This window comes from Bartonella sp. AR 15-3 (assembly GCF_002022445.1).
GTDB lineage: Bacteria > Pseudomonadota > Alphaproteobacteria > Rhizobiales > Rhizobiaceae > Bartonella.
Genome location: NZ_MUYE01000001.1, coordinates 745,247 through 762,761 on the forward strand (window position 1 = coordinate 745,247; position 17,515 = coordinate 762,761).

Consider the following 17,515-nt stretch of genomic DNA (forward strand, 5'->3'; position numbering starts at 1 on the left):
CTTTGATTTAGCTTAATTCAACATCGATAACACCAGGAAGCGCTTTCATAGCATTTACGACACGTGTATCCACTTTATATCTTTTTGGTAGAGCTATCTCAACTTCTCGAAATTCATCCTCCTGAATTAGAACAATCGCTATTTCTCCATTGCCTTTAGAATCTAAATTTTGCTCAATTTGAGAAAGCATATCTGTTGTTTTTATAAAGAGACGCATCATTTTATGATACTGAAATGCATCTTCATCTAAAGATTGAACTGTCTCAATACGCAAATTAATTCCTTCAGAACGATCCTCTGCAATGACTGTAATAATAAATGACTTTCCAGGCTCCAGCATATCTCCATACACAGAAAGTCCTTCAGAAAATATAACCGCTTCATACTGCCCACTCGTATCAGAAAACTGAATAATACCCATTTTCTTCCCAGACCTTATTTTACGAATTTGTTTTGCTACAACTGTTCCAGCAAGCCGGGCAGCAGTTGCTCCTCCTTTAATTGAGGTAGCAAAATCGCTCCAAGTCTGAACACGTTTTTTAATAAGAACATCTTGATACTCACTCAAAGGATGAGCAGAAAAATAAAAACCTATTGTCTGAAATTCATGATATAGCTTTTCAGCTGAAGACCAAGGCGATACTTGAGATAAAATTAAAGGCTCTTTTAATCCGCCTATCATCCCAAATATATCGATTTGACCACTAGAATTATTATCAAGAATACGCAGGGCACGTGCATTAAGAGTTGCAAGGCTTGCCAATAGAACTTCACGTGCAATATTAAAACAATCAAAAGCACCAGCATAAATCAAACTTTCCATAGCACGCTTATTCACAATACGAGGATCAATACGTTCACAAAAATCTTCTAAATCCCTAAAAGGTTTATCCCCACGACGAGCTACAATATGATCAACGACCATATCTCCCACACCTTTAACAGCAGAAAGTGAATAATAAATACAATTCTCACCAACTTCAAAAATGCGGTGTGATGTTTGCACACAAGGCGCAATAACTTCAATTCCCAGCCTTAATGCCTCACGTCGAAAATCATTTAGCTTATCCGTATTTGTCATATCATATGTCATAGATGCAGCCAAAAACTCTACGGGATGGTGTGCTTTCATATAAGCTGTCTGATAAGAAACAATCGCATAAGCAGTAGCGTGAGATTTATTAAAACCGTAATCTGCAAATTTTGCTAAAAGATCAAAGATTACATTAGCTTGGTCTTTATCAATGCCACCATCAACAGCTCCACTTACAAAACGCGTACGTTGTTCTTGCATTTCCTTATGGATTTTTTTACCCATAGCTCTACGCAATAAATCTGCTTCTCCAAGTGAATAACCAGCAAGCTCCTGAGCAATCTGCATTACCTGTTCTTGATAAACAATAACACCTTGGGTTTCTTTAACCAAATGATCTATTTTAGGATGAATAGAAGTGATTTCTTCTTCTTTATGCTTACGTATATTATATGTTGCGATATTTTCCATTGGGCCAGGACGATAAAGCGCTACAAGTGCAATAATATCCTCAATGCAATCTGGTTTCATCCCAATAAGTGCTTTACGCATACCAGCACTTTCAACTTGAAACACGCCAACTGTCTCACCACGTGACATCATAGCATAAGTTACTTCATCATTAAGGGGAATACATGATAGATTTATCTTTATACCTTTTCGTGCAACAAAATCCACAGCCATCTTCAAAACAGTGAGTGTTTTTAAACCTAAAAAATCAAATTTTACCAACCCAGATTGTTCAACATACTTCATATTAAATTGAGTTACAGGCATATCAGAGCGCGGATCACGATACATTGGCACAAGCTCTGATAATGGACGATCACCAATAACAATCCCTGCAGCATGAGTGGAAGCATGACGATAAAGTCCTTCTAGCTGAAGCGCTATATCCAACATTCGCCCAATAACAGGATCTTTTTTCTTTTCTTCTTCAAATTTCGGCTCATCGATAATAGCCTTTGCTAACTCAACATTACTGCCAGGAGTAGCAGGAACCAATTTTGTCAGATAGTCTACCTGACGATAAGGTACTTCTAGAACACGACCAACATCACGTAACACTGCACGCGCTTGCAATTTACCAAATGTAATAATTTGTGCTACTTGATTACAGCCATATTTTTCCTGGACATAACGAATAACCTCTTCACGCCGTTCTTGACAAAAATCGATATCAAAATCTGGCATAGAAATACGATCTGGATTAAGGAAACGTTCAAATAAGAGAGAAAAACGCAACGGATCAACATCGGTAATAGTCAATGCGTAAGCAACAAGTGAGCCAGCACCAGAACCACGTCCCGGCCCAACAGGAATATCGTGAGCTTTTGCCCATTTGATAAAATCCGAAACAATAAGAAAATAGCCAGAAAATTGCATCCGTGTAATAATTGAAATTTCATAATTAAGCCGCTGCTCATAATCTGCAATTGTATAGCCTTCGGCTAAACCAATTGTCTCAAGACGCATTTTTAAACCTGATTCAGCTTGATCTAATAATTCTTTCGCTTCTGCTTCTAAAACAGAAGACAAATCTGCAGAGCTCTCTATAAAACGGGGCAAAATTGGTTTTCTAATTGGTGCATAAGCATGACATCGCAAAGCAATTTCAACGCTATTTTCTAAAGCTTCTGGAAGATCAGAAAACAATGAAACCATTTCATCTTGCGATTTTAAATAATGCTCAGGTGTCACACGCTTACGATCTGGATTAGAAACAACTTGCCCTTCTGCAACTGCCATGAGTGCATCATGAGCTTCATATCCTTCTTTATTGAGAAAAAAAGCCTCATTAGTAGCAACAAGAGGAAGCTCGTATGTGTAAGCCAATTCAACGAGTGCAGCTTCCACTTTCTGATCATAAGAGCTATACCGTTGTAATTCAACATAAAGACGATCACTAAAAATTTTTTTCAAATAAGTTAAACGCTTAACAGCCCGTTCTTTTCTATCTTCAGCTAAAGCCAAATTAATCGGACCACTCGGACCACCAGTTAAAGCGATAATTCCTTTATGATGCGTCAAGAGCCAATCAGCTTTAATATGGGGACAATCAACATCGCTCTTATCAAGATAAGCCCGACTCACAAGTTGAACCAAATTTGCATAACCTATTTCACTAGCAGCAAACAATATGATGGAAGAAAAATCAGAAGAATGACGTAACTTAGCCAAAGACGAATTGCAATTTTCATCACCAAAATCAATGGCAAGCTGACAACCAATAATGGGTTGAATACCATCAATAAAACAGGACTGTGAAAATTCTAATGCACCAAATAAATTATTTGTATCTGTAATAGCTATTGCCGGCATATTATCAGAAATTGCATGCTGAGTGATTTGTTTTATTTTTAAAGCACCTTCAAGAAGTGAATAAGCAGAATGCACTCTCAAGTGAATAAAGCGAGGGAAGGAATTTTTATTATTTAGTGTTTTTCTTTTTTTTCCTGACATTTGCACTATTGCCCATTAAAAATAGATGCCAAACTGCAATTTTATTCTTGTAAAGAATGACCTTTGACTTATATCAAAGTCACAATTCTAGCACTCTAGCATATCTAAAAAACGCACTAATTTCATTGATATTCATACAATGACCCTCATAAAGACTATAGCCATAATAAAAAACTCATATAAATATAAAATAGAATATCATATAAAATAACTAATGTTGATTACCTTTTTATCATATTCTCACTTTCTATTTAATTTCGTGATCCAAGTCTTAAGGAAACAATAATGCAACAACTTCTCATAATATTGAGTGATTTATCCTCAAAAAATTCTTTCTAAATACTAGAAAAAACGAAGAAAGAAAGCTAAATTTTTCTATGCATTCAAGCCTTCTAAATCCTCTTTTTACCCCTATTAGTACCCTCCCGGGAATCAATACAAGAATATGTTCTTTACTTGCTAAAGTTTTAAATATTAATCTTACGCAACGTGAACCTACTCTTATTGATCTTCTCCGATTGATGCCTCATTCTGTTATAGATCGCAGAAAGCAACCTGGTATTGCCTTCGCACAAGAAGGAAGCATTGTTACTCTCGAGGTCACTATCGACCAACATAAACCACCAACAAATCATAACAAATCGCCTTACCGTGTTATTGGCCATGATCAAACGAGTACAATAAATTTGATATTTTTTCATGCCCAACGCTCTTGGTTAGAAAAACAATTACCAGAAGGAAAAAAAGTAATCATATCAGGTAAAGTAGAAAGATTTAAAGGACAGCTCTCAATGATTCATCCTGATCATATAGTTTTCCATGAGCAATTAGATCAGATGCCATTCATTGAACCGATCTATCCTTCTACTGCAGGGCTTTCTACAAAAACACTAAGACGCGCAATGCAAAAAGCTCTTGAATATATTCCTTCCTTACCAGAATGGATAGAAGAAAGTATAAAAAAGGAGCACAATTTTTCTTCTTTTCCTGTTTCTTTACGCCGTATTCATGCTCCTATCAACCCTGATGACCTCGCTTTAGAAAGTACGGCACGTAAACGCCTTGCTTATGATGAATTTTTCGCTAATCAAATAGCTCTTGGTCTTGTAAGATTAAAAACTAAATTATTTTCAGGTACGTCTCGTCCACCAACAGGTTTTTATACTAAAAAACTGCTTGAAGCCCTACCCTTTCAGCTTACAAGTGGACAAATACAATCAATAAAAGATATTGCAAATGATTTAGCTTCACCTACCCCCATGTTAAGACTTCTTCAAGGTGATGTAGGAGCAGGAAAAACTATAGTGGCACTGATGGCAATAGCTCAAATCGCTGAAAATTCAGGACAATCAGCCTTAATGGTCCCAACAGAAGTTCTTGCTAGACAACACTTTGCTACAATCACTCCCCTTGCCGAGAAAATCGGTTTACAAACAGTCTTATTAACTGGACGTGAAAAAGGGAAAGTACGTGCCAATATCCTTGATACTATTTTATCAGGAGAAGCTTCTATCATTATTGGCACTCACGCTCTAATACAGGAAAATGTTACCTATAATAATCTTGCCTTAGCTATTATCGATGAGCAACATCGTTTTGGTGTACAGCAACGTCTTACCCTTACAGAAAAAGGCAATAAACCTGACATACTTGTTATGACAGCGACCCCTATCCCTCGTACGTTGGTATTAACATCTTATGGTGACATGGACGTCTCACAAATTACAGACAAACCAACTGGACGGCAACCAATTAAAACTGCAACAATTTCTTCAGAGCGGATAAATGAGCTTATAGAACGAATTGCTACTGCGTTACAAAAAAAAGAAAAAATTTATTGGATCTGTCCCCTTGTAGAAGAATCTACAAATCTTGAGCTTACTTCCATTGAAAGTCGTTTTGCTAGCTTGCAAAAACGATTTGGAAGTTGTGTCGGTATGATACATGGAAAAATGTCTACTGATGAAAAAGAAGCAGCAATGACATCTTTTAAAAATGCAAATATATATATTTTAGTTGCAACAACAGTCATTGAAGTAGGTGTAGATATTCCTGATGCCTCAATCATTGTTATCGAACATGCCGAACATTTTGGTCTTGCACAACTCCACCAATTACGTGGACGTGTTGGACGAGGAGATAAAAAATCTTCTTGTATTTTGCTATATAAAGCTCCGCTTACAAAAGCAGCTGAAGCACGTCTCAACATTATGCGCAATACAGAAGATGGCTTTAAAATTGCTGAAGAGGATTTGCTTCTACGAGGTGAAGGCGAACTATTAGGAACACGACAATCTGGTATGCCTGAATTTTATATAGCAAACCTTGCAGTCCATCGTGAGCTTTTATTTATAGCAAAGAAGAATGCACATTTATTTTTACAACATGATCCTAATCTTTCTTCAGAACAAGGACAAGCTATACGATTACTTCTTTATCTTTTTGGACGTGATGATGCTCTTCAGCTATTACGCGCAGGTTAATTTTTTAATAATTTTGTCAATCAAATCATTTTTTAGCCAAAACTCCAATACATTGCAATTACATCGCAATAAGCATAAAGGAATAAATTACCCTCTGAAAAAATTTAAATTTCGATATATTTGATTTAAAGTAGTTCCGATCAAATAAAATGTTGTATATATCTATTTTAGATGTTCATTTATAATTTCTATATTTTTTAAAATAAATCATTTTTACTCGACAGTAACTGACTTTGCCAAATTACGTGGCTGATCAACATCTGTTCCCAACAAAACAGCTGTATGATAAGCTATTAATTGAATAGGCAAAGCATAAATAATAGGAGCAATAAATTCTGGGACCTCCGGTAAAATAATAGTTGATAAAGAGGTAAAATGAGTTTCCGCTACCTTCCCCCTTTTATCCGTTATCAAAATAATACGACCATTGCGCGCAGCTACCTCTTGCATATTAGAAAATATTTTTTCAAACCATCTATCATAAGGCGCCACAACAATAACCGGTATTGTTTCATCAATCAGCGCAATCGGCCCATGTTTTAATTCACCAGCAGCATAACCTTCAGCATGAATATACGAAAGCTCTTTCAGTTTGAGTGCTCCCTCTAAAGCAATTGGATAAGAAGTGCCTCGTCCAAGATAGAGTACACCTTTTGCGTTTACTAAACCACGACATAATTGTTCAATTTTTTCATCTAGCTTTAAAACTTCATTTAAAATCCGAGGTAATTCTGCTAATTGCTGAACTAATTGCTGTTCTGCTGTTTTTGAAAGATATCCACGCTGTTTAGCCGCACTAAGTGCCATTACGGCAAGAGTAGATAATTGACAAGTAAAAGCTTTTGTTGAAGCAACACCAATTTCTGGACCTGCAAATGTCGGTAAAACAAAATCAGCTTCTCTTGCCATCGTTGACTGCATAACATTCACAACTGTTGCTGTTTTTACACCAAGATTTCGGCAGTAGCGCAAAGATGCTAAAGTATCAGCCGTTTCACCAGACTGGGAAACAAATACTGATAACATATCAGATGCTATCGGTGGTTCACGATAACGGAATTCAGAAGCTACATCATTATCAATACTTAAAGCAGCAAATTTTTCGAACCAATAACGTGCAACTAAAGTCGAATAATAAGCTGTTCCACAACTAGCGAATAATATTCGATTAATCTTGCTCCAATCAATCAAACTTTCAAGGACAGTATATTGTCTCAAATCAAGATAGTGCGTCAAATTATGTGAAATAACTTCAGGCTGCTCAAACATTTCTTTACGCATAAAATGACGGTGATGACCTTTAGAAACCAGCAAAGACCCTTCAAATAAGGTCGTAATAGGATGTTCTACTTGTTGATTATCTGTATCGTAAATTTTTATTCCTTCACGCTTGATAACTGCATAATCTCCATCTTCCAGATAGCTGATACGATTCGTAAATGGAGCTAAAGCAATAGCATCAGATCCTACAAAAAACGCATCTTTGCCGTAGCCAATTACTAATGGTGGACCAGAGCGAACAGCAATCATAAGATTGTCTTCACCTTCAAAAATAAGAGCAAAAGCAAAAGCACCCTGAAGTCTTTTCCAACCTATATATGTTGCTTCCTGTGGAGAAAGACCGTTTTTTAATTCGCGCGTAATCAGATGAGCAATAACCTCCGTATCCGTTTCTGTTTCGAAGGTATAACCGTCCTCAACGAGTTCCTTTTGTAGTTCTACAAAATTTTCAATAATACCATTATGAACAACTGCAAGTCGCTCAGTCATAAGAGGATGAGCATTTCGCTCTACAGCAGTTCCATGTGTAGCCCAACGAGTATGACCAATCCCTAAATCACCTTTTAAAGGTCTTTTTCCTAACTTTTCCTCTAAATGAATCAATTTACCTTCAGCTCGAACACGATGAAGACGCCCATTATGCACTGTGGCTAAACCAGATGAATCATATCCTCTATACTCAAGACGTTTCAAACCATCAATCAAGTGGGATGCAACAGATTTATTTCCAAGAATTCCAATAATTCCACACATTCAAAACTCCAATTACATCCCAAATTGATAATAAATACTATAACATAATCAAACGATTTGCATTCTAGATTTTAAACAGCCATATTAATTGATATGGTATGATCATAACTAAGAACAAGTCTCTTCATAATTCTTAGATCACTATTAAAACTGAGAGATAAATAAAAACAATTAATTCTTTTTTTTATTTGTTGATAAATGTGTACGTAATTTTTTTGCACGACCTTCTTTTATAACCTGCTGCGCGCGACCAAAAGCCATACTATCAGCGGGCACATTTCCAGTGATAACACTTCCTGAAGCGATATAGGCTCCTTCCCCTATGATCAAAGGAGAAACAAGTGCTGAGTTAGAACCAATAAAGGCATTGTCTTCAATCACAATTTTATGTTTGTTAAAACCATCATAATTACAAGTAATTGTACCAGCTCCAATATTAGTATGCATCCCAATTTCTGCATCCCCAATATAACTCAAATGGTTAATCTTGGAGAATTCTCCTATTTTTGTTTGCTTAATTTCACAAAAGTTCCCGATCTTAACCGACCGTTCTAACTCTGTTCCAGGCCGCAAACGTGCATAAGGTCCAATTTGCGCATTCGTACCAATAACAACACCTTCTAAATAACTAAATGCATGAATAACTGCACCAGAGCGCACTTTTACCCCTAATCCGAAATAAACATTTGGCTCAATCACAACATCTGCTTCAACTTCTGTGTCGTAAGAAAAATAAACACTTTCTGGGTTTAATATTCGAACACCAGATAACATGAGATCGCGCGCTTTACGTTTTTGCCATAAAACATCAACTTCAAAAAGTTCAAAACAATTATTAATTCCTACAACCTTATCAAAAGACACTTCAACAACCTGAATATTTAAACCCTCACACGCTGCAATAGAAACAATATCCGTCAGATAATATTCTTCTTTCAAATTGTTATTATTAACCTTATCTAAAAGGGAAAGAACATACTTGCCATTAATGGCCATTATTCCACCATTACAAAAAGAAATTTTTTTCTCTTCATCGCTTGCATCTCGTTCTTCTACAATCGCAACAATCTTACCATCTTTATTGAGAAGACGACCATAACCTGTTGGATTAGAAGTATAAAAACCAGTCACGACAACATCTGCTCCTTTAGCAAGTTGTTCACGAATTTTGACCAATGTATTTTGCTCAATTAAAGGAGTGTCTCCAAAAACAATGAGAACATCATCCACTTCTTTTTGCAAAGCAAATCGCGCAGATAAAACAGCATGAGCAGTACCTAAACGCTTTTTTTGTTCAAAAATCATCGCATTTTCTACAAATGATTGCACAACTTTAGTAACATCTTCTGCACCAACTCCTACAACTACCGCTAATTGTGTAGAACCTAATAATTTTATTTGTCTTATCACGTGACACACAAGTGGCAATCCAGCTACTTTATGAAGCACCTTAGGAAGAGACGATTGCATACGCGTCCCCTCACCTGCGGCAAGAACAATAGAAAGACAACTTCTAACCATAAAAGCACATATAATTAATTTAATGGAAAAATCCAAATAAACTTACAATATCATCCCAACTAATCGTTTCAATATTACTCAACAAAGGATAATTTTCTAAAAGCCAAAAAGACAAGTTTTGCATAGAACCTGTCAAAAATAAAATACCTGTAATAATTAGAAAAATACCTATAATTTTTTCAACTTTACTTAAATGAACACGAAAAGCCCCTAAAAATTCCATGAAACTACTCGAAAATAAAGCTGCTAACAGAAATGGCACTCCAAGACCTAATGCATAAACGCTCAAAAGTATAGCGCCTTCACTTACAGTTTCTTTTGTTCCTGCAAGTGTTATAATAGGCCCCAAAATTGGACCAATACATGGTGTCCAACCAAATGCAAAAGCTAATCCAATAATATAAGCACCTAAAGGTCCAGCAGGCGTTTTTCGTGTTTGAAAGCGCACTTCACGCAATAATAAACCAATCTTGAAAAAACCTAAAAAATTTAAACCAAAAATAATAATGATAATTCCAGAAGCAATAGCAAACCAATCACGATAGTAACCGATGAATTTGCCAAGTGTACTTGCACTTGCACCCAATAGAACAAAAACAGTTGTAAACCCAAGAATGAAAGCAATAACAGAAGACAAAAGCACTAAGCGTACAGATGCTCCTGTATCTTGTTTTTCTGATCGAAAATCATCAATGCTAACACCTGCCATATAGCACAAATAAGGAGGAACTAGTGGTAAAACACATGGTGATAAAAAAGATAATGCACCAGCAAAAAAAACACTAAATGTTGAAAATTCTATAGCCAAAACTTTAAATATCCCCTTTATAATTACAGTTTACATTTAAAATAATAAATTAATCCATTGTTTCATCAAATTGCTGTATATTCTGTGAATTTGCTATAACATTCACATCTTTATCATGGCCAGAAACTACTGAAAAAATCTTTTGATAAATTTTGTCTTTATTTTTAGCAATAGCAATATAATCACCCTCTACTAACACAAGCAAAACATAAGCACCAACTGTTTCATAAATAATATCACCAGAATCATTAGTAATAGACCAACTTGTATCTGCCAGTGCTTCTCCTCCTTCTTGACGTACTAACTTTAAAATGATTTGAGCAGCTTGATGCTCAAGAGTCACTTCAGTAATTTTACCGGCCTCTACCTGAATATCTGCACGTACAATGGCATTAACTGAACCATAATGAGAAACAACACGATAGTGACCAGATTTTAAACGTACAATTGATTGTGGCTTAACATTTGCTAAGATTACACCCGTATCATCATTTTCTTTTTCATCTTCATATATAGTAAAACGCAATTCTTTTTCATTGATTGTACCGTTAAATAATGTGCTATTGAAAATAATACCGCCAGCATCAAGATTAAAATTTTTAACAAGCTGTTGTCCATTTTCTAAAGTTATGCGTTGCACAGCGCTTGCATGACCGAATGAAACGTGAACAAGATAGCTCCCTGGTTTTAAATCAAAACGGGCAGTACCACCCTTATAAATCGCAATCAATGGCAACTTATTATCACTCCCTAAAATAGGTACATAAACACGCCATACTAATCCGCTCATAATATTTTCGCTCTTATTTGTTAGTTGAGCGTGTAGTATAAGTTGCGAGTATGAATTATCTTGTTCATAATCACGAGAATCTATATTAGAAATGGCTAATCTTTCTCGTTGATTCTTTTGAAATTTTCCTTCTTCGGAAAATGTGAAATTACTCCAAATCAATAAGATACAGGTTATTATCAACCACAAAATCTGATATGATTTTTTTATAAAAACTCTCATTTTTATATTGTTGATCAAATTGATAATCTTTTCAAGGAGTAATACGGAAAAGTAATTATTCTAAATTGAAAAGCTAATACCACAGCCACATGATGAAGTAGCATTAGGATTATGAATTTGAAAAGATTGCCCCATAAGATCATCGACAAAATCAATCTCGGCTCCTTCCATAAAAGGAAGAGATATTGAATCAATAAATACAATCGCTCCATCTTTTTTAATAATAAGATCATCTTCTTTATTTTCAGAGACCAAATCATATTTATAAGAAAAGCCCGAACATCCTCCCCCTTCAACAGTAATACGTAAAGCTGTTTTTCCGGGTTGTTCTGCAAGTATCTGTGCAATTTGTTTGGCAGCAACATCTGAAATATTCACACTCATGCGTTAGTAAATCCTTGAATTAATGAACCCAGTTGTAAAGAAAGAGTATCAAAATACATAGAATTTTGTTAATGATGACTGTTTCTAAATTTAAGATAAGATGAGAATGGATAACTTGCAATGGATATAAAAAATATCAATTACAATTATCAATCTCGGGCGGTGTATAGCACGAATCCTCAAAAAAGTCGTGGTAGATTATTTTATGAGAAAGAAAACACTAGGTGTACACCTTTTCAACGTGATCGTAATCGTATTATTCACTCCAATGCATTTCGACGTCTTAAACATAAAACTCAAGTTTTTATTGCTGATGAAAGTGATCATTATCGAACACGGCTTACTCATTCAATCGAAGTTTCTCAAATTGCACGCACATTAGCCCGTGCACTAAGGCTTGATGAAGATCTCGCAGAAGCGATTGCCCTTGTACATGATTTTGGGCACACGCCTTTTGGCCATACAGGAGAAGAGGCACTGAATGAAGCAATGGCACCTTATGGTGGTTTTGATCATAACACACAAGCGCTACGAATTGTTACAAAACTAGAACAACGTTATGCGGATTTTGATGGATTAAACCTTACCTGGGAAACACTTGAAGGACTTGTGAAACATAATGGTCCTCTTTTAGGTCTCTACTCTAACAATAAAAATGTTTTTACCGATATTTTGCACTATAATGCACAACAGAATCTTGAGCTTAATTGCTTTGCTGGATTAGAAGCGCAATGTGCAGCTATTGCTGATGATATTGCTTACAACGCTCATGATATCGATGATGGTCTACGTTCGCACTTTTTAACAATTAATCAGTTAGAGCAAGTTTCTTTGACCGCTTCATTATTAAAAGATATCGAAAAAAAATATCCGCAACTTGATCAAACTCGACGCGGATATGAATTGGTACGTCGACAAATAACAATCATGGTTGAAGATGTTATTAAACAATCACAAAAAAATTTAGCACTCATTAAACCAAAGAGCATCAACGATATTTATCAAGCGAAGCAAACCATTGTTACCTTTTCTCCAAGAATGACTATTCAAGAAAAAGAATTAAAGGATTTTCTCTTTCAAAATCTTTATTACCACGGTAAAGTCCTTATACGTCGTAATACAGCAAAATGCATTGTACAAAGATTGTTCGACTGTTATTATAAAAATCCAAACTTATTGCCTGAAGATTGGTACATTAAAATAACTAATTCAAGCGATCAAGAATTAGCGCGATTTATTGCTGATTTTTTGTCAGGTATGACCGATCATTATGCTTTGCGTGAATATCATCGGTTATTTAATCATAAAGATGATTTCGATTCACTATTTCGAATACAACATGGAATTTGAATATGAATGTTTTTAATAATTTCGAAAATAAAATTAAAAAATTAATCGAATTATCTGATATAAAAGGAAAAAATGAAGAAATTTTAGATTTATCAAAAATCGTCACTGATCCTCCACGTGATTCTTTACATGGCGATTTATCAACAAACGCCGCTATGGTACTTGCTAAATCTGTTGGACTAAATCCACGTGCTCTGGCCCAAAAAATTATAAACCTTATCAATAGTGATCAATCTTTTGAGAACATTAATCACATCGATGTTGCTGGTCCTGGCTTCATTAATATTAAATTTACACAATCATTTTGGCAAAACGCCTTAAAATCAATGATTGAAAAAGGGATATCCTATGGCCAAATTCAAATAGGACAAGGAAAAAAAGTTAATATTGAATATGTCTCTGCGAATCCAACCGGACCTATGCATGTTGGGCATTGCCGTGGTGCTGTTATTGGAGATGTTCTTGCTAATTTGCTTCAATTTACTGGTTATGAAGTTACTAAAGAATATTATATCAATGATGCTGGTGAACAAATAAAAGTACTCGCTCGTTCTGTAATGTTGCGTTATCGTGAAGCACTTGGAGAAAAAATAAGTGAAATTCCAGAAGGACTTTACCCAGGTGAATATCTAATACCATTAGGCCAATCTCTTGCTAAAAAATTCAGTGATAAATTATTAATTATAGATCAAAAAGAAGCTTTATCTATAGTGGCAGAACATGCAATTGATGCAATGATGGTAATGATTCGCAAAGATTTGGCTGCGCTTAATATTTATCATGATGTCTTTTTCTCTGAACGCACGCTTTACGAAAATAATGCGCAAGCCATCCGTAGTACTATTAATGATCTTACTTTAAGTGGTTATATCTATAAGGGCACACTACCACCACCAAAAGGACAAAACTTAGAGGATTGGGAACCACGCGAACAAACTCTATTCCGTTCAACCGATATTGGTGACGACCAAGATCGTTCCTTAATTAAATCAGATGGCTCTTATACTTATTTTGCCACTGATGTTGCTTATTTTCGTGATAAATTTAATCGCCACTTTGATGAAATGATTTATATTCTAGGTGCAGATCACACTGGTTATGTTAAGCGATTAGAAGCTGTAGCAAAAGCAATTTCTGGGAATAAAGCCAAACTAACGGTTCTCTTGTGTCAATTAGTAAAACTTTTCCGCCATGGTCGCCCCGTACGAATGTCTAAAAGAGCTGGATCATTCGTCACTCTTCGTGACGTTGTCGAAGAAGTTGGGCACGATCCAATTCGTTTTATGATGCTTTATCGTAAATGTGAAGTACCTCTTGATTTTGATTTTGCAAAAGTGACAGAAAAATCGAAAGATAACCCAATTTTTTATGTACAATACGCGCATGCACGTTGTCATTCAATCTTTCGTCAAGCCCAAGAAGTCTTTCTTAATGAAAACCCTTCAAACCATACAATGACCGCACATCTTGACCAATTAATAGATGAGAGTGAAATATTATTAATACGCAAACTCGCCGAATATCCACGGATCATTGAACAAGCTGTCACTCATAAAGAACCACATCGATTAGCATTTTATCTGTATGATCTTGCCTCATATTTCCACGGACACTGGAATAAAGGCAATGACAATCCTAATTTACGTTTTATTATACCTGATAATAAAGAATTATCATTAGCCAGACTTGGGTTGATTCAAGCTATTCTTAATATTTTATCATCGGGTCTCACAATTATTGGGGTAAAAGCACCAACAGAAATGCGTTGAAAAAGTTCTATAAATGTATAAAATGAGTATTTAATTTAAAATATTTTTTGTATATTCTTTAATTTATAAAGTCCTATATTTAATATACAGTAAATTAATTTAGTATACAATAAAAGATACAGATTTTCATGCGAGAAAACTTATGAGCGATAAGGATAGCGAAAATCCAGAAGAAATGAAACAAGATCATGAGCATTATGATCCATTGCAGAGACTTACGCAAATTTTCAATTCAAACCTAGAAGATAAACAAAAAAATTTTCAACATACCCAATCTTCATTAAAATCTGAGCATTTGGCACCTCAAACTTCTAATGTTTCTTCTTCAACTAATAGTTTTGATTTACCTTTTATGGAAGATATTACTGAAAGTAATTCAGCCGGCGAATTACCATTTGATGATAGTGAACAATGGTCTCCACAATTAAATGTCAATAATCAAAACTATACAGATGTCGTAGAGCATCCTCTTCATACTAATAATAATGAAGAAAAAATTTTAGATACACTTTCCCCCTTGCCTATCCCAAACACCCAAGCAACAGGAGATAGATCAGAGTCTATTAATATTAATTCTTCATTTGAAACCAATAATTTCAATACACAAATACAAAACTCTTTTCCTGATGAGGTAAGTGCACAAAGTGAATATACATCTAATGCGGCTCTTTATAAAGAAACTAAGACTCCTTTACAGAAGAATGAACAACAGCCGGATATTTATAATTTAAAACCAAAGTACGCTTATCAGAAAAATACTTATAATACATTTATTAATACATCTATAAACTACTCATATGAAATACCGGCGGCTCAACAAAAATTTGTTGAAAATCATGATGCTAGTACACCAATTTCTTCCACGGATACACGTACATTTTCTTCATCTGCTAACGCGATTTCAAATATAAACAATGTTACAATGGATGAATCAATTAATGTTGCATCTACTATGGTTTCGTCAGAAACTGATAAATCCGTTAGTTTAGAAGATTTTTCACAAGAAAAGCATATCATTAATCATCATGAAACAAAAACTTCACAAGAAGATAATGTAAGAAAATCTTCATTATATAATAATGCTCAAATCCAATATACTAAAAACGACTCTAAAAATAATGAACAAAGGGAGCAATATAACCAAAACAATTCAAATTATACACGCACCTCATTAGAGACCTTGAATATTACACAAACTGATAGTTCTCCTATAGGAAATCCTTCACATAGCTATAATTCTCCTCCTAATGTTGATACCTATAAATTTGCAGAGGAAATAGTAGAACGAACTGAGCCAATTATGGTGTCAGATGTTGCGTATGAAGAAGCAAAACACGATGTACCTAATGACAGCTTAGAAAAAGAATTTACTGATGTATTCGGCTTAGGTGGCAATATAACAAAGAATTTTTCTCAAAAACAGCAAAGTGAGGCTTTTTATCCTACTAAAAAAAATCTAACAGCAGATTTACACATAAATACTCAAGAACAAAATAGCAGCTATTCTTTTTCTGACAATGGCAAACATTATTCTTCTTCTTTTCCTGAAGATTCACAATATGGATATGCACATGAGATACCTGCTAATACGTTAGCAAATTCTTCCCCAAAAAGTTTTACTATTGGAGGCATTCTCTCTAAAAGCGTTGCTTTTCTTATCTTAGCTGCAATTGGTCTTTTCAGCTATGTTCACTTTTTCATGTTATCAGATACGAATGAAAGTCCAAATATTATTCGTGCTGATAATACACCTTTTAAAGTAAAACCAGAAATAACCGAATCTGAAGATAATATTACTCATAATTTAGACCTTTACAAACAGATAACCGAAAAAAATGAGAAGCAAGAAAATGCGCAGCAATTTCTTTTTGATAAGTCTGAAGCACCTGAAGATTTAACAGCCTTAAATAAACAAACAATTGAAAATCCTACACCTTCTTCTCTTAATAAAGCTTATGTTGAAGATGCAATCACTGCAGCGCTTAATCATACTGTTCCAACACATGAAGTTAAAACTGTTGTTGTAAAACCAGATGGTAGAACTCTATTAGCTCCAGTTCACTATACAAATGAAGAGCCTTTTGCTCAATCTGAAATAACTAATAAATCAGAACCTGAACAATCTCAAAAGCAATCATCTGTTTCTCTACAATTATCCGATGTAAAGAACAATGAAAAAAAACATAGCTTTACAACTAGCGAAAAAACGCAACATGCTCTTATAACTGATGTTGATCACGTTATCACAGAAAGCAATGCTATCTCTGCTGTTCAAGAAAAAACTCGAAATTCATCTATACCAATTCCTTCATCTGCCCAGTTGAATTCAAAAATTCCAATGCCCACTTCTTCTCGTTTAAATCCTTTAAAACAAACAACAGTGCAAAATGAGGAAAAATATTATGTACAGCTTTCATCCCAACCCACTCATGAATTAGCGCAAAATTCTTTGAGAGAAATAAAATCTAAATTTGGGTCTATTATTGGTCCTCGGCCATTAAATATTCAATCTGCCCTTATATCAGGGAAAGGTACCTACTATCGTGTCCGAATTCAAACACAAAATCGTAATGAAGCTGTAAGCCTTTGTGAAGATATTAAACAATCTGGGGGAAGCTGTTTTATCACAAACTAAAGAAATATAATGACAGTCTAAGC

10 protein-coding genes are annotated in these 17,515 nt (G+C 34.9%); 4 read left to right on the top strand and 6 right to left on the bottom strand.

What is annotated here, in order from left to right; all coding sequences use genetic code 11:
- Positions 1-7: 7 nt before the first annotated feature.
- A complete protein-coding gene (gene dnaE, locus BAR153v2_RS03405; protein ID WP_078680322.1) occupies positions 8-3,496 on the bottom strand; it encodes a DNA polymerase III subunit alpha in 3,489 nt (1,162 codons plus the stop codon).
- Positions 3,497-3,873: 377 nt separating this feature from the next.
- On the opposite strand from dnaE, the gene recG reads away from it, so the two are divergent.
- A complete protein-coding gene (recG, locus tag BAR153v2_RS03410; protein ID WP_078680323.1) occupies positions 3,874-5,979 on the top strand; it encodes an ATP-dependent DNA helicase RecG in 2,106 nt (701 codons plus the stop codon).
- 213 nt (positions 5,980-6,192) lie between these two features.
- Here recG and glmS read toward each other — a convergent pair whose 3' ends face one another.
- From glmS to BAR153v2_RS03435, 5 genes are all read right to left on the bottom strand, one after another.
- Entirely contained in the window at positions 6,193-8,013 is a 1,821-nt protein-coding gene (gene glmS, locus BAR153v2_RS03415; protein WP_078680324.1) for a glutamine--fructose-6-phosphate transaminase (isomerizing), read from the bottom strand.
- Between the two features lie 171 nt (positions 8,014-8,184).
- Positions 8,185-9,534 carry a bifunctional UDP-N-acetylglucosamine diphosphorylase/glucosamine-1-phosphate N-acetyltransferase GlmU gene (gene glmU / locus BAR153v2_RS03420; protein WP_078680940.1) on the bottom strand — a complete coding sequence of 450 codons (1,350 nt, stop codon included), beginning with the start codon at positions 9,532-9,534 and terminating at the stop codon, positions 8,185-8,187.
- A 19-nt stretch (positions 9,535-9,553) separates the two neighbouring features.
- Complete coding sequence (locus tag BAR153v2_RS03425; RefSeq protein ID WP_078680325.1) at positions 9,554-10,342, bottom strand: cytochrome c biogenesis CcdA family protein; 789 nt, start codon at positions 10,340-10,342, stop codon at positions 9,554-9,556.
- 49 nt (positions 10,343-10,391) lie between these two features.
- Entirely contained in the window at positions 10,392-11,354 is a 963-nt protein-coding gene (locus BAR153v2_RS03430) for a carboxypeptidase-like regulatory domain-containing protein (protein WP_078680326.1), read from the bottom strand.
- Positions 11,355-11,414: 60 nt separating this feature from the next.
- The gene (locus tag BAR153v2_RS03435; protein ID WP_078680327.1) at positions 11,415-11,738 is read right to left on the bottom strand and encodes an iron-sulfur cluster assembly accessory protein; all 324 of its coding nucleotides are present in this window, start codon (positions 11,736-11,738) and stop codon (positions 11,415-11,417) included.
- 120 nt (positions 11,739-11,858) lie between these two features.
- On the opposite strand from BAR153v2_RS03435, the gene BAR153v2_RS03440 reads away from it, so the two are divergent.
- The 3 genes from BAR153v2_RS03440 to BAR153v2_RS03450 all read left to right on the top strand — a co-directional run bounded on the left by BAR153v2_RS03440 (position 11,859) and on the right by BAR153v2_RS03450 (position 17,492).
- A complete protein-coding gene (locus tag BAR153v2_RS03440; protein WP_078680328.1) occupies positions 11,859-13,088 on the top strand; it encodes a deoxyguanosinetriphosphate triphosphohydrolase in 1,230 nt (409 codons plus the stop codon).
- A 2-nt stretch (positions 13,089-13,090) separates the two neighbouring features.
- On the top strand, positions 13,091-14,857 hold the full coding sequence (gene argS, locus BAR153v2_RS03445) for an arginine--tRNA ligase (protein ID WP_078680329.1): 1,767 nt from the start codon (positions 13,091-13,093) through the stop codon (positions 14,855-14,857).
- Between the two features lie 142 nt (positions 14,858-14,999).
- Positions 15,000-17,492, top strand: coding sequence for an SPOR domain-containing protein (locus tag BAR153v2_RS03450; RefSeq protein WP_078680330.1), 2,493 nt, complete (start codon positions 15,000-15,002; stop codon positions 17,490-17,492).
- Positions 17,493-17,515: the final 23 nt, after the last annotated feature.

Coding starts and splice junctions, on each gene's coding strand:
- dnaE (WP_078680322.1), bottom strand. CDS start 3,496: ATGTCAGGAAAAAAAAGAAAAACACTAAATAATAAAAATTCCTTCCCT.
- recG (WP_078680323.1), top strand. CDS start 3,874: ATGCATTCAAGCCTTCTAAATCCTCTTTTTACCCCTATTAGTACCCTC.
- glmS (WP_078680324.1), bottom strand. CDS start 8,013: ATGTGTGGAATTATTGGAATTCTTGGAAATAAATCTGTTGCATCCCAC.
- glmU (WP_078680940.1), bottom strand. CDS start 9,534: ATGGTTAGAAGTTGTCTTTCTATTGTTCTTGCCGCAGGTGAGGGGACG.
- BAR153v2_RS03430 (WP_078680326.1), bottom strand. CDS start 11,354: ATGAGAGTTTTTATAAAAAAATCATATCAGATTTTGTGGTTGATAATA.
- BAR153v2_RS03435 (WP_078680327.1), bottom strand. CDS start 11,738: ATGAGTGTGAATATTTCAGATGTTGCTGCCAAACAAATTGCACAGATA.
- BAR153v2_RS03440 (WP_078680328.1), top strand. CDS start 11,859: ATGGATATAAAAAATATCAATTACAATTATCAATCTCGGGCGGTGTAT.
- argS (WP_078680329.1), top strand. CDS start 13,091: ATGAATGTTTTTAATAATTTCGAAAATAAAATTAAAAAATTAATCGAA.
- BAR153v2_RS03450 (WP_078680330.1), top strand. CDS start 15,000: ATGAGCGATAAGGATAGCGAAAATCCAGAAGAAATGAAACAAGATCAT.